This is a genomic window from Burkholderia sp. USMB20 (genome assembly GCF_000949135.2).
Lineage (GTDB): Bacteria > Pseudomonadota > Gammaproteobacteria > Burkholderiales > Burkholderiaceae > Burkholderia.
This window is the reverse complement of sequence record NZ_JTAN02000019.1, coordinates 341,377-359,726: the sequence shown is the minus strand read 5'-3', so window position 1 is coordinate 359,726 and position 18,350 is coordinate 341,377. Positions and strand designations below refer to the sequence as shown.

Annotated in this window: 16 protein-coding genes and 2 pseudogenes; 8 read left to right on the top strand and 10 right to left on the bottom strand. The window is 68.2% G+C overall.

From position 1 onward, the window contains the following. From PL79_RS26175 to PL79_RS26165, 3 genes are all read left to right on the top strand, one after another. Positions 1 to 1,326, top strand: a complete 1,326-nt coding sequence (locus PL79_RS26175) for an NAD(P)/FAD-dependent oxidoreductase (protein WP_044844265.1) — start codon at positions 1 to 3, stop codon at positions 1,324 to 1,326. An 86-nt stretch (positions 1,327 to 1,412) separates the two neighbouring features. After that, on the top strand, positions 1,413 to 2,882 hold the full coding sequence (locus PL79_RS26170; RefSeq protein WP_044844264.1) for an aldehyde dehydrogenase family protein: 1,470 nt from the start codon (positions 1,413 to 1,415) through the stop codon (positions 2,880 to 2,882). A gap of 36 nt (positions 2,883 to 2,918) precedes the next feature. After that, complete coding sequence (locus PL79_RS26165; RefSeq protein ID WP_442861572.1) at positions 2,919 to 4,139, top strand: M20 aminoacylase family protein; 1,221 nt, start codon at positions 2,919 to 2,921, stop codon at positions 4,137 to 4,139. A gap of 319 nt (positions 4,140 to 4,458) precedes the next feature. On the opposite strand, the gene PL79_RS26160 is transcribed toward PL79_RS26165, so the two are convergent. Continuing rightward, positions 4,459 to 4,758, bottom strand: a complete 300-nt coding sequence (locus tag PL79_RS26160) for a hypothetical protein (protein ID WP_044844263.1) — start codon at positions 4,756 to 4,758, stop codon at positions 4,459 to 4,461. Positions 4,759 to 5,447: 689 nt separating this feature from the next. Continuing rightward, entirely contained in the window at positions 5,448 to 5,594 is a 147-nt protein-coding gene (locus tag PL79_RS26155; protein ID WP_082088472.1) for a DUF3096 domain-containing protein, read from the bottom strand. A 235-nt stretch (positions 5,595 to 5,829) separates the two neighbouring features. Between PL79_RS26155 and PL79_RS26150 the strand changes: the two genes are divergently transcribed. After that, the gene (locus tag PL79_RS26150; protein ID WP_044844262.1) at positions 5,830 to 6,006 is read left to right on the top strand and encodes a CsbD family protein; all 177 of its coding nucleotides are present in this window, start codon (positions 5,830 to 5,832) and stop codon (positions 6,004 to 6,006) included. A 51-nt stretch (positions 6,007 to 6,057) separates the two neighbouring features. Here the strand turns inward: PL79_RS26150 and PL79_RS26145 are convergent, their stop codons facing one another. Both PL79_RS26145 and PL79_RS26140 read right to left on the bottom strand, forming a co-directional pair. Continuing rightward, on the bottom strand, positions 6,058 to 6,441 hold the full coding sequence (locus PL79_RS26145; protein ID WP_044844261.1) for a type II toxin-antitoxin system VapC family toxin: 384 nt from the start codon (positions 6,439 to 6,441) through the stop codon (positions 6,058 to 6,060). Further along, entirely contained in the window at positions 6,438 to 6,644 is a 207-nt protein-coding gene (locus PL79_RS26140) for a type II toxin-antitoxin system VapB family antitoxin (RefSeq protein WP_044844336.1), read from the bottom strand. Before PL79_RS26140 ends, PL79_RS26145 begins: the two co-directional genes overlap by 4 nt. 75 nt (positions 6,645 to 6,719) lie before the next feature. Here PL79_RS26140 and PL79_RS26135 point away from each other — a divergent pair, with 75 nt between their 5' ends. Beyond that, positions 6,720 to 8,375, top strand: a complete 1,656-nt coding sequence (locus tag PL79_RS26135) for an MmgE/PrpD family protein (protein WP_235879335.1) — start codon at positions 6,720 to 6,722, stop codon at positions 8,373 to 8,375. Next, on the top strand, positions 8,372 to 9,703 hold the full coding sequence (locus tag PL79_RS26130; protein WP_044844259.1) for an LLM class flavin-dependent oxidoreductase: 1,332 nt from the start codon (positions 8,372 to 8,374) through the stop codon (positions 9,701 to 9,703). The genes PL79_RS26135 and PL79_RS26130 overlap by 4 nt, the downstream gene beginning before the upstream one ends. Before the next feature lies 1 nt (position 9,704). On the opposite strand, the gene PL79_RS26125 is transcribed toward PL79_RS26130, so the two are convergent. Genes PL79_RS26125 through PL79_RS26110 form a run of 4 tightly spaced genes read right to left on the bottom strand, consistent with a single transcriptional unit; the run spans position 9,705 to position 12,879 of the window. Continuing rightward, the gene (locus PL79_RS26125) at positions 9,705 to 10,544 is read right to left on the bottom strand and encodes an amino acid ABC transporter ATP-binding protein (protein WP_044844258.1); all 840 of its coding nucleotides are present in this window, start codon (positions 10,542 to 10,544) and stop codon (positions 9,705 to 9,707) included. After that, positions 10,531 to 11,316: an amino acid ABC transporter permease gene (locus PL79_RS26120; protein ID WP_082088471.1), complete on the bottom strand. Its 786-nt coding sequence runs from the start codon at positions 11,314 to 11,316 to the stop codon at positions 10,531 to 10,533. Before PL79_RS26120 ends, PL79_RS26125 begins: the two co-directional genes overlap by 14 nt. After that, the gene (locus PL79_RS26115; RefSeq protein ID WP_044844256.1) at positions 11,306 to 12,040 is read right to left on the bottom strand and encodes an amino acid ABC transporter permease; all 735 of its coding nucleotides are present in this window, start codon (positions 12,038 to 12,040) and stop codon (positions 11,306 to 11,308) included. Before PL79_RS26115 ends, PL79_RS26120 begins: the two co-directional genes overlap by 11 nt. After that, positions 12,037 to 12,879 carry a transporter substrate-binding domain-containing protein gene (locus PL79_RS26110; protein WP_044844255.1) on the bottom strand — a complete coding sequence of 281 codons (843 nt, stop codon included), beginning with the start codon at positions 12,877 to 12,879 and terminating at the stop codon, positions 12,037 to 12,039. Before PL79_RS26110 ends, PL79_RS26115 begins: the two co-directional genes overlap by 4 nt. A 354-nt stretch (positions 12,880 to 13,233) precedes the next feature. On the opposite strand from PL79_RS26110, the gene PL79_RS26105 reads away from it, so the two are divergent. Then, complete coding sequence (locus tag PL79_RS26105) at positions 13,234 to 13,911, top strand: heavy metal response regulator transcription factor (protein ID WP_027786146.1); 678 nt, start codon at positions 13,234 to 13,236, stop codon at positions 13,909 to 13,911. Then, positions 13,908 to 15,368: a heavy metal sensor histidine kinase gene (locus tag PL79_RS26100; RefSeq protein WP_044844254.1), complete on the top strand. Its 1,461-nt coding sequence runs from the start codon at positions 13,908 to 13,910 to the stop codon at positions 15,366 to 15,368. Before PL79_RS26105 ends, PL79_RS26100 begins: the two co-directional genes overlap by 4 nt. On the opposite strand, the pseudogene PL79_RS26095 reads toward PL79_RS26100, so the two are convergent. Then, positions 15,346 to 16,868 (bottom strand): annotated as a pseudogene (locus PL79_RS26095) (efflux transporter outer membrane subunit). The gene PL79_RS26100 and the pseudogene PL79_RS26095 sit on opposite strands and share 23 nt — an antisense overlap. Positions 16,869 to 16,899: 31 nt before the next feature. After that, a pseudogene (locus PL79_RS26090) lies at positions 16,900 to 18,300 on the bottom strand (efflux RND transporter periplasmic adaptor subunit). Positions 18,301 to 18,350 lie beyond the last annotated feature (50 nt).

Below are 18,350 nucleotides of genomic sequence, written 5' to 3'. Positions count from 1 at the left end.
ATGTCCCCTCCGCTGCGCCTTATCGAAACCTCGCCCACGCTGCCGGCCTCGGCCGACGTCGTCGTGATCGGCGGCGGCATCATCGGCGTCTTTACCGCGTACTACCTCGCCCGGCGCGGCATGTCGGTCGCGCTGGTCGAGAAGGGCCGCATCGGCGCCGAGCAGTCGAGCCGCAACTGGGGCTGGTGCCGGCAGCAGAACCGCGACGCGCGCGAATTGCCGATGGCGAGCAAGAGCATCGACCTGTGGGAACGATTCGCCGCCGAATCCGGCGAAGACACGGGCTTTCATCGCTGCGGGCTGCTGTATCTGAGCAACGACGAGGCCGAGCTGTCCCGCTGGGCCAGCTGGGGCGACTTCGCGAAGACCGCGGGCGTGACGACGTACATGCTCGACAGCAAGCAGGCCGGCGAGCGCGGGCGCGTGACGGGCCGGCAGTGGAAGGGCGGCGTGTTCTCGCCGACCGACGGCACGGCCGACCCGGGCAAGGCCGCGCCGGCCGTGGCGGCTGCACTGATGAAGCTGGGCGGCAGCGTCCACCAGCAGTGTGCTGCGCGCGGGATCGAACTCGAGGGCGGGCGCGTCGGCGGCGTGGTCACCGAGGCCGGCGTCATCAGGACGAAGACGGTCGTGCTCGCCGGCGGCGCGTGGGCGTCGTCGTTCTGCCGCCAGCTCGGCATCCGCTTTCCGCAGGCGTCGATCCGTCAGTCGATCCTGAGCGTGTCGCCCGTCGAACAGCGCTTGCCGGACGCGCTGTACACCTCCGGCGTGTCCGTCACGCGCCGCGACGACGGACGCTACGCGCTGGCCATCAGCGGCCGCGCGCGCGTGGACGTGACGCCGCAGTTCCTGCGGTTCGCCCCGCAGTTCGTGCCGATGTTCGCGAAGCGCTGGCGCAATCTGCTGCCGGGCGGCCTCGAGGGCATGCGCGGCGGCCACGAAACGCTCAAGCGGTGGCGGCTCGATGCGCCGACCCCGATGGAGGCGGTGCGCATCCTCGATCCGAAGCCCGACATGCCGACCGTCACCGAAACCTATCGTCGTGCCGTCGAACTGCTGCCCGAACTGCGCGAAGCCACGATCACGCACGCATGGGCCGGGTACGTCGACAGCACGCCGGACGGCGTCCCGGGTATCGGCGAAGTGCCGGGCGTGCCGGGATTGATCCTGGCGGCAGGCTTTTCCGGACACGGTTTCGGCATCGGCCCCGGCGCCGGTCACCTGATCGCGGATCTCGCCATCGGCGCGCCGCCGATCGTGGACCCGGTACCGTATCAGCCGGGCCGGTTCGCCGATTCCGCCTGGGGCAAGGTTGCCGATTTCTAGTGTGAGGCCGTCTCGCGGACGACGATGGCGGCCTCCGGGCTTCCGCCGTTCGCCGGCGCATGGTATCGATTCAAGGACACCCCGCAATGCATTCACCCATCGATTCACCGGTTCGTCACCTGATGGAAGCCGGCAGGCTGGAGCGCTTCTTCATCGACGGCGACTGGGTCTTGCCTGACGGCGGCGACCGGTTCGCGGTCGTCAGCCCGTCCACCGAAGACACGCTGTGCGAGATCCCGCTCGGCAATGCACGCGACGCCGACCGCGCGGTGCAGGCTGCGCGCAATGCTTTCGCGCGCTGGGCCGCGACTTCGCCGCAGCAACGCGCCGCACTGCTCGACCGCGTTCACGCGTTGATGCTGGAGCGTGCCGAACGGTTCGCGCTCGCGCTCGCGATGGAAATGGGCGCGCCGATCAATTACGCACGCGGCGCTCATGTGCCGCTCGCGGCCGAACATATCCGCGTCGCGCGCGACAATCTGGCCAGTTACCCGTTCCTGACACGGCGCGGGACGACCGCGATCGTGCGCGAGCCGATCGGCGTGTGCGCGCTGATCACACCGTGGAACTGGCCGATCTATCAAATCACGGCGAAGGTCGGCCCGGCGCTCGCGGCAGGCTGCACGGTGGTGTTGAAACCCAGCGAGCTGTCGCCGCTCAGCGCGTTGCTGTTTGCCGAAGTGATCGCCGATGCGGGCGTGCCCGCCGGCGTGTTCAACCTGGTGAGCGGCAGCGGAACCGAGGTGGGCGCGGCGCTCGCGTCGCACCCGGAGGTCGACATGGTGTCGATCACCGGCTCGACGCGTGCCGGCGTGCTGGTCGCGCAGGCCGCGGCGCCGACCGTCAAGCGCGTCGCGCAGGAGCTCGGCGGCAAGTCGCCGAACATCATATTGCCCGATGCGGACCTGTCGCGCGCCATCGCGCCGGGCGTTGCCGCCGCGTTCCGCAACATGGGCCAGTCGTGCAGCGCGCCGACCCGGATGATCGTGCCGCGCAGCGTGCTGGGCCGCGTCGAGGCGCTGGCCGTCGCGGCGACGCAGCAGCTGGTCGTCGGCGATCCGTTCGCCGACACGACGACGCATGGTCCGCTGGCCAATCGCGCGCAGTTCGGCCGGGTCGCGCAGATGATCGACGCGGGCCTCGACGAACGGGCGAAACTGATCGCCGGCGGTCCCGGGCGGCCGGCGGGATTCGACCGCGGCTTTTATGCGCGGCCGACCGTGTTTTCCGACGTCCGCACCGACATGGCGATCGCGCAGCAGGAGATCTTCGGTCCGGTCCTCGCGATCCTGCCTTACGATACCGTCGACGAGGCCGTCGCCATCGCGAACGACACGGTCTATGGGCTCGGCGCACATGTGCAGGGCACCGACAAGGAACGCGTGCGCGCGGTGGCCGCGCGCCTGCGCTCGGGTCAGGTCCATCTGAACTACCCGTCGTGGGATCCTCAGGCGCCGTTCGGCGGGTACAAGCAGTCGGGCAACGGCCGCGAGTACGGGATCGAAGGGATGGAGGAGTACATGGAGGTCAAGTCGATCGTGGGTTTTGGCGATTGACGCAGCCGCTGCGCGCGAGTGCAGAGGCAGTACAGAATGGAAGCCGTCTACTTTCCGAAGGTGCCGACATTGGATAATCCCGATTTCCCCGAGACGTCCCTGAAAGCCCATTGCGCACACTGGGCGACCTTGCGTCGCGACCTGCATGCGCATCCCGAGTTGCGGTTCGAGGAATACAGGACGGCCGACGTCGTCGCCCGCGAGCTTGAAGATCTCGGCTATGCGGTGTCGCGCGGGCTGGGCGGCACGGGCGTCGTCGCGAGCCTGCCGGGTGCGGACCGGGGCCGCGGAATCGTGCTCCGCGCGGACCTGGATGCGTTGCCGATCCAGGAGGCCAACGACTTCGCGCACGCATCGGGCGCGCAAGGCGTCATGCATGCGTGCGGGCATGACGGGCATACCGTCATGTTGCTCGGCGCCGCGCGCATCCTGAAAGACCTGCCGCAGTTGCCGGGCACCGTGCATTTCGTGTTTCAGCCCGGGGAAGAGGGCGGCGCGGGCGCGCGCAAGATGATCGACGACGGGCTGTTCGCGCAATGTCCGACGGAAGCCGTGTTCGGCATGCACAACTGGCCCGGTTTGCCGGCCGGGCAGTTCGGGTTGCGCACCGGCGCCATCATGGCCGCCGGCTGCCGATTCAGGATCACGGTGACGGGCAAGGGCGCGCATGCGGCGCAGCCGCACCTGGGCATCGACCCCGTGCCGCTCGCCTGTTCGATGGTGCTGCAGTGTCAGACCATTGCCGCGCGGCACAAGGATCCGGTGGACCCAGCCGTCATTTCCGTCTGCATGTTCCATGCGGGCACGACGGACAACGTCATTCCGGACAACGCCGAGTTGCGCGGGACGATCCGCACGCTGTCGTCGGCATTGCAGCAACAGCTGCAGCGCGACGTCCGGCTCGTGTGCGAAGGGCTGGCCGCGGCTTATGGTGCGCAAGTCGACATCGAATTCTTTCAGTACTATCCGGCGACGGTCAACACGCCGGCCGAGACCGCACTCTGCGAAGCTGTGATTCGCGACACGTTCGGCGACGAGCGGCTTCACCCCGACGTGCCGCCGAACATGACGTCCGAAGACTTCGGCTTCATGCTGGAGGAGCGCCCGGGCGCGTACGTGCTGATCGGCAACGCGCCGGCGGGAGCGGCCGCGCCGGCGCTGCATCACCCGACGTACGATTTCAACGACGACATCACTCCGGCCGGCGTTCGCTACTGGGTCGCCCTGGCACAGCGTTACTTCACGCGATCGTCGTGAGTGCGTGACGCAACGGCGGGCGACGTCGGATCCAATCCGGCTGAGACCGCGCGATTCGCAGGCGCTCGTACCGCGGAGAATCGAATATCGTCGGTCCGAGGTTGCCGCGAAACGCGCGAGACAGGCACTTTCGTGCATGCCCACCACGCGCGCCGGTTGCTCGACCTTCGGCAGGTTGTTCAGCGAACGCGGTGGACGGCGAATCGCCGTGCGCACGAACCAGGACTGAAATGGTCCGAAGCGATCAGGCAAGTCCGTGCGCAAGCAACGAGCGTGTCAAGCTGGAGAGGCCTCTGCCGCTTCTGGTGGCCGCACTTCACTATTCACGATACTCGTGTTCGTGCATGTGTTCATGCTCGTGTTCGTGTTCGCGCCACGGATCACGTTCACGCGGATGACGATGCATCCACGCCTCGTGCTCCCAGTAACGATGGCCGTCCCAGTAGCGGTCGCCGTGCATGCCAATCGTGACCGACACACCCGGCGCCGGGGCGGGCTCCTCGTACCTCGGTGGCGGTACGACGTAGGTTTGCGCGAAGGCCGTGCCGGCCGCGACGAGTGCGCCGCCTGCTACGAGTGTCGCCAGAATCCGGCGGTTTGCAATGGTCATGGGCTTCATAGCGCTGTCCTCCATTCAATACCCGAGAACGCGCACGATTCGTTCCCAAAACGGAGCGGCAGCGCTTCGTTGCTATGTCAACCACGCCACCCGCGTCGCTTCGCAGCCAGCACCCATCCGGTGGCCGCACGCACGACGTCATCGTCGCTGCGGATTTGACATGCAATCGCTTCGAGGCACAGTGCGACGCTTAAAGGGAAGGAGTGCAGAGCATGATGACGCGAAGCGTACGCACACGCGGACAAGGTGTACGGCGCACTCGTCATTTCGGTTCCGATCCGACAAAGGAACACTTACATCGAATTGAAACGAAATGGAGGGAAACGGGGAAAAGTCTGACCAGGGGAATCGAATTTGCGATCGCGGGGCGTGAGTATTACCCGTTCCCGCCATGCGATGCCGGGTCGAATATCACATCTATCCGAAGGGAAGCCCCTGCACCGCGTTGCGAGAAGGCGCGCACTCGTCGGGATCACGGTTTTCCGCATCAGGCCGCCCGGCGCAGAGGCGGCGAGTCATTGCGTCAAGGAAAGACGCGCCATGTCGTCGTCTTTCTCGGTTACGCATCCACGTGCAGACGGCATAGGTGTTGCTCATTTCGCTGGCGGTGTCCGCCGCCGTGAACGCAAGCATGGCGTCACGATGGACTGATGCGCGTCCGTAACCGGCTATCTCGTGGTCATGTCAATTCAATGGATACGTCCGCCGAACAGACCGAGCAGCCCGATGATGATCAGGTAGAGCGCAACGATGTAATTCAGCAGGCGCGGTACCACGAGGATGAGAATGCCGGCGATCAGCGAAACCAGCGGGCCGGCGCTAGTGACGATATTCATGCTTCCTCCGCAAGATTGGCAACGAGTGGCCACAGCCTGCCTTGCCTCCGGCACCCGTTACAGACGCGCGAGCCTGGCGAGCGTCCAGCCTTCGACCGTCAACTCGCTGGTCACAAGCGCGAACGCTTCAGCCGTCGCAAGCGCCGTGCCTGCACCGACGTTTTCATCGCGATTCGCTCAGCGTGCCGGATCGGCATTCGCAGTTCGCGCACCCGTCAGCCTCAAGGAGAAACTCATGAACAAAGATCAGGTAAAGGGCCGCCTCAGGGAAGCAAAGGGCAAACTGAAGGAGCTGGTTGGCAAGGTCGTGGGAAGTCCAACGGACAGATTGACGGGCAAGGCCGAACAGATCGTCGGCAAGACACAGGCATCATTCGGCGATGCGAAGGAGCGACTCAAGAAGCGGCAATAGAGCCTGACGTGGGGGAGACACCGAACTGGAAGCCATAGGCACTGGCTTCGCTCAACGCAGGTGAGGCGGTAAGTAATGAACCCCGAATTGCTCCGCCAGTTGGGCGAGCCGCCGATCGCGCGTCCAGAGCCGAGTGCTCGGGGTCAACAGCACCGACGCCAGCAGCGTGCAATCCACTGCGCCGCATCCGCGCCCATACAGCCGTTCCCGCTCGATCCAGTCCGCTACTTCGGCTGGCGTCGCGAGCCGCGTTTGGCGCAATAACGCGAGATCTCCCAGCGTTCGGGCCCGCGGTTCGGGGGGCGTCCCGCACGTCAGCTCGAGTATCACCAATGGATGCGTCAAGACGTCATCGACACGCAGCAGCTGGATAAGCGCTGGTAGCGGTCGCCGGAAATGCTCGACCCAGACCGATGTGTCGATCAGAACGCTCATCGGGTAGCCGCCTCCGGGTTACGGCGTGGCACATCCGGCATGTCCGGCGCGCGACCGCCAAGCGCGGCTAGGCGTTGTCCGGCCTGGACACGCACGAACGTTTCGAGTGCAGCCCGGAACAGGTCGGCCGGCGACGTGCCCGGCTCGGCGAGTTCGAGTGCGCGCGCATAGAGCGCGTCGTCGACGGTAACAGTAGTACGCATGATGACTCCGTTGATGCCTTTGTGCATCAATTTTAGCATCAATTCGGCAGCGGTCCAGTCGTTGATAAAAACGCCATGCCAGAATTTTTCACTTTCAACCGCGGCAGTTTGGTGGGCCCGGGCCCGGGTCAGTCCGCCGAAAACTCGCTCACACGACGGCACTGTTTACCGGGAACCGCTCATGGCAGCGAACTCGTCGACCTCCGTTCAAGCAACGCTGAATACGCGATATCGAAAGCTCGAATACTTGGTTGGGCACGCAAGCATGCTTCGCTAGTATCCAACGCTCCCATGCGAGCAGGAACCGGAAGGTTCCCGGTTGCGCCGCCCGTTGCGGCATTTCGCGATTTTCCAACGGCTGACATGTCTCCCCACTTGAATCCCGACGGCACGGCCGGCGACGTCACGCGCCGGCTGGCCGCAGCGATCGCGTGCGCCGAGCCCGCGCGTAATCCGCCCGCCATCGCTGCCGCGCGGTGCGGCCTGCTCGACTTCCTTGCCGCCGCGTTCGCCGGCGCTCGCGACAACGGTTACCGCAAGCTGCTGGCGGCGTGCGGTCGGGATTCGGCCGGCGCCGCAGCGGTGATCGGCAGCGCGATACCGGCGTCGCCGCAACATGCCGCGCTGCTCAACGGCTATGCAGGCCATGCGCTCGATTACGACGACGTGCACAGCAGCGTGCGCGGCCATCCCGGCACCGTGCTGCTGCCGGCGTTGCTCGCGCTCGCGCAGGTGCGCGCACGCAGCGCGCTCGAACTGCTCGACGCATACGTCGTCGGCGTCGAGACGATGGCGCGGATCGGTCTCGCGCTCGGTAGCCGCCACTACGAACTCGGTTTCCACAACACCGCGACGCTCGGCACGCTCGGCGCGGCCGCCGCCGCGGCGCGTCTGGCCGGGCTCGATGCGGCGGCCACCGAAAACGCGCTCGGCATCGCCGCGACGCAATCGGCCGGGCTGCGCCTGCAGTTCGGCAGCGAGATCAAGCCGTTGCACGCGGGCCTTGCCGCGCGCGCGGGGCTGTTCGCCATGGCGCTCGCCGAGGCCGGACTGGCCGGCGCACCGGGCGCACTCGACGGCCCGGAAGGATTCTTCGCCGTGTTCGGCGGCGGCGCGTCGCAGCCGGCGCGCGTGCTGGCCGACTGGGGCGCGCCGTGGCAGATCGTGTCGCCCGGCCTGTACTTCAAGCCGTGGCCGTGCTGCACGGCAACCCATTACGCCGTGCAGGCCGCGCTCGATCTGCGCGAGCGCCACCGCATCGCGCCGGCGGACATCGAGGGCATCGTGGTCACGTTCCCGCCGGGCGGCGACACGCCGCTGTCGGACCGACTGCCGGCCACCGGCCTCGAAGCGCGCTTCAGCGTGGAATACGCGGTGGCGGCCGCACTGACGGACGGGCCGCCCGGCGTCGCGACGTTCGCCGACGTGCCCGTGCGCGACGACCTGATCGCGCTCGCCGCACGCGTGACGCGGCGCCACGATGCCGCGGCGCCGCGCGCGTCGACCGATCCCGCGACGCGTTTCTCGGTCGTCGAGATTGCGCTGCGCAACGGCGACACGCTTCGGCAACGCACCGAACGCCTCGTCGGTGCCGACGACCTTGCCGCGAAGTTCGCGGACGCGACCGCCCACGATCCCGCACTCGCGTTCGTCCCGGAACTGATCGATACGATGCGAAGCACGGCCGATCTTGCCCGACTTTTCCACACCTTTACGTCGCTTCAATCATGAGCACCGAACGCAGCACACCTTCCCGCCGCCAGATGCGCCTCGGGTTGTTCCTCCAGGGCGCAGGACACCACGTCGCCGGCTGGCGCCATCCCGATGCCGAATCCGGCAGCGAGAACTTCGATCTGCTGCGCCGCGTCGTGCAGACCGCCGAGCGCGCGAAGTTCGACATGGTCTTCCTGGCCGACGGCTTGACGAGCGGCCCCGACGCGCATCCGTCGATGGCGATGCGCTTCGAGCCGATGAGCCTGCTGTCGGCGCTCGCGATGCATACGCGGCACATCGGCCTTGCGGCGACCGCGTCGACGACGTACAGCGAGCCTTACCATATCGCGCGCGTGTTCGCATCGCTCGACCACCTGAGCGGCGGGCGCGCGGCATGGAACGTCGTGACGACTTCGTATGACCGCACCGCCGCGAATTTCACGCGCGGCAATCATCCGGATCACGCGCAGCGCTACGAGATGGCCGGCGAATTCGTCGATGTCGTGAAGGGGCTGTGGGACAGTTGGGACGACGACGCGGTCGTCAGGGACAAGGCGCGCGGCGTGTATTTCGACCCGGCGAAGGTGCACACGCTCGATCACGCCGGACGCTTCTTCAACGTGAGGGGGCCGCTCAACGCGTCGCGCCCGCCGCAGGGCCATCCGGTCGTGATTCAGGCCGGCTCGTCGGGCCCCGGCCAGGAGCTTGCCGCGCGCACCGCGGAAGTCGTGTTCACCGCGCAGCAGACGCTCGAGGAAGCGCAGGCCTTCTATCGCGACCTGAAGGGTCGGCTCGCGGCATACGGCCGTGCCGAGGACGCGCTTGCCGTGATGCCGGGCGTATTTCCGGTGATCGGCCGCACCGAGCAGGAGGCCAAGGACAAGTATGCGCAGCTCCAGCAATGGACGGATACGTCGGGCGCGCTGACGCTGCTGTCCGACCGTCTCGGCCACGACGTGTCGAAGTATCCGCTCGACGGCCCGCTGCCCGACCTGCCCGAATCCGATCAGCTGAAGAGCCGCGCGAAGCTGCTTACCGATCTCGCGCGCCGCGAGAACCTCACGCTGCGCGAACTCTACTATCTCGTCGCCGGCGCGCGCGGGCACCGGATCGTGTGGGGCACGCCGACGCAGGTCGCCGACGCGCTCGAGGAATGGTTCGACGGCGGCGCCGCGGACGGCTTCAACATCATGCCGCCGTATTTCCCGGGCGGACTCGACGAATTCGTCGGGCAGGTCGTGCCGGAACTGCAACGGCGCGGCCTGTTCCGCACCGAATACGAGGGCACGACGCTGCGCGACCATCTCGGGCTCGCGCGCCCGCCGAGCCGCTACGCAGCGCGCTGAATCAGACCGCGAAGCGCGTCAGGTCGAGTGCGACCGGCGCGCTGTCGCGGCTTGCGTGCGGGCTGCCGGCCGGGCCGAGCGCATGCGCGAGGAAGGCCCGCGTGCGCGTGCTTTGCGGCGCGCGGAACAGCTGCGCGGCCGACCCGTGCTCGACGATCACGCCCGCCTCGGTGAAATAGACGACGTCGCTGATTTCCTCTGCGAAGCGCATCTCGTGCGTGACGAGCACGCAGGTCATGCCGTCGCGCACGAGATCCCGAATCACCGACAGCACGTCGCCAACGGTTTCCGGATCGAGCGCGGACGTCACTTCGTCGAACAGGATCAGGTCGGGCTGCATCGCGAGCGCGCGGGCGATCGCGACGCGCTGCTGCTGGCCGCCCGACAACTCGCCGGGGTAGGCGTGCGCCTTGTCCGCGAGACGCACGCGTTCGAGCAGCGCGTGTGCGGTGCGCACCGCATCGTTGCGATCGCGGCCGAGAATCCGGACCGGGGCGACGACGAGGTTGTCGAGCACGCTCAGGTGCGGAAACAGGTTGTATTGCTGGAACACGAAGCCGACCCGCTTGCGCAGCGCGATTTCGTCGCGCTCCGATGCGAGCAGGTCGACGCGCGTGCCGTCGACCTCGATCAGGCCGCGCTGCGGCCGCAACAGCCCGGTGATGCAGCGCAGGATCGTCGATTTGCCGGAGCCGGACGGGCCGATGATGGACACGGCCTGGCCGCGGTGCACGTCGAGATCGATGCCGCGCAGCACGGGCGTCGTGCCGTAGGACAGGTGCACGTCGCGCAGGCGGACGAGCGGCTCGTCCGCGCCGCGCGGAGTTTCAGTGGAATGCATGACGTCTTTCGAGAAGGCGGGTGAAACGGGCGATCGGGTAGCAGTACGCGAAAAACAGGCCGAGTACCGTGAAATAGACGACGACGGTGAAGTCGGCTCGCGCGACGGTGTTGCTCGCGACCTGCGCGGTGTCGAGCAGGTCGTGCACGCCGACCAGCGACGCGAGCGCGGTGGCCATCGCGATGCTCGCATACAGGTTCATCCACGGCGGCAGCATGCGGCGTACGCATTGCGGCAGGATGATCCAGCGGAACACTTGCGCGCGGCTGAACGCGAGCGAGCGTGCGGCGTCCCACTGCGCGTGCGGAATCGACTGGATCGCGCCGCGGAAGATTTCCGCGAAGTTCGCGCTCGCGGGCAGCGCGAGACCGAGCGTTACCTTGAACCAGTCCGGAAACGGCAGCGACGCATGGCCGAACCTGATTTCGAACGGGAACACGTAGGTCGAAAAATAGATCAGCACGAGCAGCGGCGCGTTGCGGAACAACTGCACGTACGCGCGCGCCAGCACGCGCGCGATGCCGAGCCGCGACAGCGTCAGCGGGCCGAGTACGAGGCCGGCGAGCGTGCCGATCGCGATCGCGATCGCGCTGATGCCGATGTTGATCAGCATCGCCTTGCCGAGCGCCGGCAGCCACGTGGCGAGCGCGACGAGGGTCGGGTGACGGCGGCCCGCGACGGCCAGCGCGACGACGGCCAGCGCGGCCAGGGTTGCCGCGACGGCGCGCCATCGCACGAGGCGCGCGGGCTGCGCGTGCATGTCAATGGCCATAGCCGGGTATCCTCAGGCGGTGTTCCAGCCAACGTCCCGCGAGGTTGACCGTGAACGTGAGCGCGCCGAAGAAGAGCAGGATCAGGATCATCAACTCGAGCACGTTGTCGCGCTGCGTCCAGATCATGATCGACGCATAGGTGACGTCGCCGACGGCGATCGCCGAGGCGACCGTCGTCATCTTCACGAGATCGACCAGGTTGTTGACGAGCGCGGGCAGCGCGAAGCGTATCGCGAGCGGCAGCTGCACGTGCCAGAGCCGCTGGCGGCGGCTGTAGCCGAGCGACTGCGCGGCCTCGAGCGTTGCGCGCGGTACCGCTTCGAGGCCGGCGCGCAGCGCTTCCGCATGGAACGCGCCCTTGTGCAGCGAGATCACGATCACGCTCCAGATGAACGGCGTCAGCGGATTGCCGCCCAAATTGCGCAGTGCGGCGCTGATCAGCATGTTGACGACGAGGAACGCGCAGAACAATTGCACGAGCGTCGGCGTGTTGCGGGTGACCTCGACGAATGCGCGCGCGGGGCGCGCGAGCGCCGCGCTCGGCGATACCAGCAGCGCGGCGAGCACGACGCCGCAGGCGAGGCTGCCGACCGCGGTCGCGATCGACAGTTCGAGCGTCACCCCCATCCCGTGCACGAACGACGCGCGTTCGTCCGCGGCGAGCACGAAGCTGTAATCGAGGCCGAACTTGCGGAGCGCATCGACCGCGGCGGCCACCGTCATGTGCGCTGCGCCTTGAGCTTCGCGTGCAGGTCGAGCACGGCTTGCGACGGCGTCATGCCGTTCTTGCGCTCGACGTCGAGCAGCCAGCCGCTGCGGTGCCAATCCTGAACGATCCGGTCGAGCGCGCCCTGCGTGTCGGTCTCGCCCTTGCGGACCCAGATCACCGCCGGCGACGGAATCAGGTCGGTCGACAGCGGCGTCGTGTAGTCCTTCCAGTCGGGGTTGCGCGCGACGAGCATGCGCAACGTCGGCGCGACGTGCACGGCGGCCACGCAGTTGTTGCCGCGAAGTGCGAGCAGCGATTCCGGCTGGCCGCGGAAGGCCTTCACCTGCGCGCCGTATTCCGTCGCGAGCGGCTTCGTGTAGTTGCTGCCTTGCGACACGCAGACCGGCTTGCCGCGCAAGTCGGCCCAGGACTTGATACCGCTGTCCTTGCGCGCGATCAGCGCGCCGCCGATGGATTCGAACGGCGTCGGCGCATACGACAGTATCTCCGCGCGCTCCGTCGTCAGCTCCATGTTGGCGATCAGCGCGTCGACCTTGCCCTGCTGCAGGAACTGCACGCGGTTCGACGGCTGAACCGGTGTCAGCTCGACGTCGACGCCGAGTCGTTTCGCGACGTCGTTCGCCAGATCGACGTTGAAGCCGACCGGCTTTTGCGTCGCGGGATCGAGCGAGCCGAACGGCGGGCCCGACAGGATCACGCCGATCGTGATCGTGTGACGTTGATGGATGCGATCGAGCGTGCTGTCCGCGCGGGCGACGCCGGAAAAAACGGAAAGGAGGGCGGCGACGCACAGCGCGTGGCCCGACGTAGTGCGAAACGATCTGCTGAACATGGGAAAGAGGAACGTTGTTTGAGCGACGCGGGGCGGCACATCGCGCGCCCGGTTGTCGGGAGCTCGTATTTTCGGGATGTGGAACGCATCCAAGAACCAAGAAATTCTCATACCGTTATCTGGTCCTTAGATTTACGCAGAGGAAGGCGACGCTCTAGCGGCTGGAATGGCGATGTGGCGGAGGGTTTATGCAGGTTACCCACTCCGCCGTGCACGGCTTCGCAACCGCACGCTACGCTGACCGCCCGATTACCGTTTTGTAATCAATGGCGTTTGCGCCCGCACGCAGCGATCCCTTGTCGCCGTTTGCCGGTAACATCGCCGGATGTCATCACGAAAGCGACGGAGCCGGCCATGCGTATCCTGATAGTCGAAGACGAACCGAAGACGGGTGCGTACCTGAAGAAGGGGCTCGAGGAATCGGGCTTCAGCGTCGATCTCGCGAAGGACGGCGGCGAAGGGCTGACGCTCGCGCAGGAAGAGCGTTACGACGTGATCGTGCTCGACGTGATGCTGCCCGTGCTCGATGGCTGGGGCGTGCTCAAGCGGCTGCGCGACACGCATACGACGCCGGTGCTGTTCCTGACCGCGCGCGACGACGTGCAGGATCGTGTGCACGGCCTCGAACTCGGCGCCGACGACTACCTCGTGAAGCCGTTCGCGTTCGTCGAGCTGCTTGCCCGCATCCGCACGCTCGCGCGTCGCGGGCCGCCGCGCGAGACCGAACACCTGGCGGTCGGCGATCTGGAAATCGACGTGGTGCGCCGCCGCGTGAAGCGCGGCGCCACGCGCATCGACCTGACGCCGCGCGAATTCTCGCTGCTGCAGCTGCTCGCGCGCCGGCAGGGCGAGGTGCTGAGCCGCACGCAGATCGCATCGTACGTGTGGGACATGAATTTCGACAGCGACACCAACGTCGTCGAGGTCGCGATCCGGCGCCTGCGCGCGAAGATCGACGACGCGTTTCCGGTCAAGCTGATCCATACCGTGCGCGGCGTCGGCTATGTGCTCGAACCGAAGGACGACGCATGACGCGGCCGCGCTCGCTCGCCGCGACGCTCGCGCTCGCGTTCGCCGCGACCACGCTCGCCGCGTTCGCGCTGGTCGGCGCATACGTGTATGCGGGCCTCGAACGGCAGGTGAACACGCAGGACGACCTCGACATCGTGCTGGCCGCGCGCCACACGCGCCGGCTCGCGGGCGAGCTCGAGTCGCTCGATGCAGTCCGCACGCATGCCGAGCGGTTGACGAGCCAGGTGCTCGGCAACGAGGCGCTGTCGATGGCCGCCGTCGATGCGCGCGGCGACGTGCTCGCGCGCCACAACGTGCGGCTCGCCGCGCTCGACGATGCGCCTGCCGCCGCGTCGGTTCCGCTGGCCGACGCGCAGCTGTTCGCGCCGCATGCGGCGCCGGTTCCGGCGGACGAGCGGATCACGGCCGACCGGCTGGTCACGTGGACGGCCGACAACGGCACGCCGATGCGCGGCGTCGTGATCGAGGCCGCGCTCGGCGACCGCACGCCGATCCGCATCGCGATCGCGCGCAACATGCACGACCGCGCCGACCTGCTCGACGGCTACCGCGACCGGCTCGAGATCGCCGGCGGGCTCGGCGCGCTGTTCGCGCTGCTGCTCGGCTACTGGCTGATCCGCACGGCGCTCGCGCCGCTGCGCGAGATCGTCGACAACACGGGCCGGATCACCATCGACAAGCTCGATACACGGCTCGACGCGTCGCGTGCACCGAGCGAGCTGCGCGCGCTCGTCGATGCGCAGAACGCGATGCTCGGCCGCCTGCAGCAAGCGTTCGCGCATCTGTCGCAATTCAGCGCCGATCTCGCGCACGACCTGCGCACACCGCTGAACAACATGCGCGGCGCCACGGAAGTCGCGCTCGCGCGGCCGCGTGCGGCCGACGAGTACCAGGCGCTGCTCGAATCGAATCTCGAGGAATACGATCGTCTCGCACGGATGATCGAGAACGTGCTGTTTCTCGCGCGCGCCGAGCATCCGAGCTTCGTCACGCGGCAGCGCGCGTTCGACGTGCACGACGAACTCGAGCGCATCGCGGAGTATTTCGAGGGGCTCGCGGACGAAGCGGGCTCGACGTTGCGCGTCGAAGGGCGGGGGCAGCTGACCGCCGACGTCGAGCTGTTTCGTCGCGCCGTCGGCAACCTGCTCGCGAACGCGCTGCGTTACACGCCCGCCGGCGGCGTCATTACGCTCAGTGTCGATGACGCCGCCGACGCGGTGCGCGTCGTCGTCGCGAATCCGGGCGAGCCGATCGATTCCGCGCTGCTGCCGCGGATCTTCGACCGGTTCGTGCGCGGCGATCCCGCCCGCAGCGGCGGGGTGCCGGGCGGCACGGCCGGGCTCGGCCTCGCGATCGTGCGCTCGGTGATGGAACTGCACGGCGGCACCGCGCAGGTCGAAAGCGACGCGCGCGGCACGCGCTTCGTGCTCACGTTCAACCGGCCGTCGGCTGCGTGACTGCGGAGTCGGGTAACGCGGCGACCGGGCGTTCGTGCGTGCCGGTGTTCGATTCCTCATCCGCGCTCGCCTGCCAGCCGCCGCCCAGCGCCTTCAACAACCCGACCGCGGCCTCCATCCGGCGCGCGTCGATCTGATCGGCCGTGCGCCGGTTCGTCAGTGCGATCGTCTGCGCGGTCACCACGTCCAGATAGCTGACGGCGCCGGCGTTGAAGCGATTCGTCGTCAGCCGCAGCGACAGGTCGGCCGCGTCGGTCGCGCGCTGCTGGCTGCCGGCTTCGGACGCGAGCGCATCGATCGTCGACAACTGATCCTCGACCTGCTGGACGCGACAGTACGGTCTGCCGTAATCGGCGACCGCGCCGTCGTACTGCGCATGTGCGCCGCGCAGCGATGCGCTGCGGCGACCGCCGTCGAACAGCGTGCCGGCAAGTTGCGGCGAGCGACCAGAACAGGCTCGCGCGGCGAGCCACGGCGCGAAGAACGAACTCTCGAGGCCGGCGCTCGCCGACAGCACGAGATCGGGAAGAACGCGGGCCGCGCCTCGCCGATCTGCGCGTTCGCGGCCGCCACACGGCGCTCGGCGGCCGCGATGTCGGGCCGCCGTTCGAGCAGTTCCGACGGCACGCCGGCCGGAATGGCCGGCACGTGGAACGCCTGCACGCGCGGCGGCAGCGCGAACGTCGACGCGCTTTCGCCGACGAGCGTCGCGATCGCGTGCTGCAACTGCGCACGCGACGCGTCGATGTCGGTGTCCTGCGTGCGCGTCGATTCGAGCTGCGTCTCGGCTTGCGCGACTGCCGACGCATCGATCGCACCGGCCGCGAGCTGTTGCTTGAGCAGCGTCAGCGCGTCCGCGTATGCATGCACCGTGTCATCGAGCAACTGCTTCTGCGTGTCGAGGGAGCGCAGCGCGAAATAATCGCTCGCGAGTTCCGCCGTGACCGACAGCTTCACGGCCTGCAGGTCGGCCGTGCTCGCCGCGGCGTTCGCCTGCGCGCCCGTCACCGCGTCGCGTACGCGGCCGAACACGTCGGGCTCCCAGCTCGCGGCCACGCCGGCCTGATAGTCGGGTGTCGTCTTGCCGGCGAGCGACGAGCCGAGCCGGTTCTGCGACACGCGCGCGCGGCTCTGCGCGACACCCGCCGTGATCGTCGGCAGAAACCCGGCGTGCTGGTAGTCGACCATCGCGCGTGCCTGTTGCAGATCGGCGACGGCTTTCTTCACCGTCTGGTTCGACACGTCGACGCGCGCTTCGAGCGCGTTCAGGTCGGCGTCGCCGAACACGGTCCACCACGCACCGCGCGCGGCCGCATCGGCCGGCATCGCGACGTGCCAGCCGGCCTGCGCGGCCGGTGCGCCCGCGTAGTGCGCGGGTACCGTGACGGTGGGCGGCGAATAGGGTGGCAACGTCGAGCACGCGGTCAACGTGGCCAACGCCGTGGCGGCGCTGAGCGCGACGGCGTGGCGGGCGAACGGGAGCGGGTGAGGAAGGCGCATGGCAGGTATCTCGTGAGTCGTCGTCGATGGGTCAGCCGCGGGCGGGCGCAGGAGCGGGCGTCGACGCGGCCGGCGCGGTGTCGGCCGCGCGCAGCGGCGGCACGTCGCTGGCAATGGCCGCCGCCCCTGTTTGCGCGGTCTGCGCGGACGAAGCGGACGAAGCGGAAGAAGCGGCCACCGGAGCCGCGGCGCGCACGGTCGACACGATCTTCACGGCTTCGCCGGCCGTGATCGCATCGCCCGGGTTGTCGATCACGCGATCGGTCGCCGCGAGCCCCGCGACGATCTCCACGCGCGTGCCGAAATCGCGCCCGATCTGCACGGTCTTCAGCACGGTTCGCCCGTTCGTACCGACGGTGGCGACCGTCACGCCGTTCGGGCGGAACAACAGCGCACTGACCGGCAGGTCGAGCGCCGGCGCCGCGCTCGCCACGACGAGATGCGCCTGCGCATACGCACCGGGCATCAGCGCGCCGTCGCGGTTGTCGACGTCGATCTCGACGCGCAGCGTGCGCGTGACGGGATCGATCGCGCCCGCGCTGCGCGCGACACGCGCGGCAAAGCGCCGCCCCGGATACTGCGGCGTCGTCAGGTAGACCGGCGTGCCGGTCGATACGCCGGTCGCGCTGTCCTGCGGCACGTCGACGAACACGCGCAGCGTGTCCGTCTGTTCGAGATGGAACAGTTCCCCGGACAGGCCCGGGCTGCCCGGCGTGCCGCCCGCGGTGACCAGCGTGCCGACGTCGACGCTGCGCGCGGTGATCACGCCGTCGAACGGCGCGGTGACGGACTCGTACGACACGAGTTCGGCAAGGTGCGCGACGTTCGCCTGCGCGGACGCGAGCATCGCGCGTTTCGCGTTCATGTCGGCGACCTTCGTGTCGGTGTCCTGCTGCGACACCGATTGCGTTTTCAGCATGTCCTGCCACCGCTGCGCGGTCGATTTCGCGTAGTCGTAGTTCGCCTGCGCGCTCGCTTCGTCGGCGCGCGCCTGGCGCAACTGCGCGTCGAGATCGGGCGCCGAGATCTGCGCGAGCGTCTGGCCGGCCCTCACGTGCGTGCCGAGATCGACGCTCCAGTGCGCGATGTAGCCGCTCGTGCGCGCGTAGATCGACGCGTCTGCATACGGCGCCACCGAACCGGGCAACGTCAGCGTCTGGTCGGCCGGCGCCGCGCCGGGCACGATGACCGACACCGGCAGCGCCTGTTGCTCGGCCACCTGTGCACGCTGTGCGGCGCGTGCATCGATACGCGGCACGATGCCGAGCGCGAGCAGCGCGGCGGCCAGCGCGCGATGGCCGCGACAGGCACGGCCAGCTTGCGGCCGCGGCGGGCCGGCGGGTGTCGGGCGCGGCGCCGCGCGCGCGGACGGCACGGCGGTGGCCGCTTCGGCGGCGGGCGGCGGGGCGACGGGTTCGATCGAGTCGTTCATGATGGGTCCGGGGTCGGGCGAATCGAAGGATGATGAGAAGGGGCGGCCGT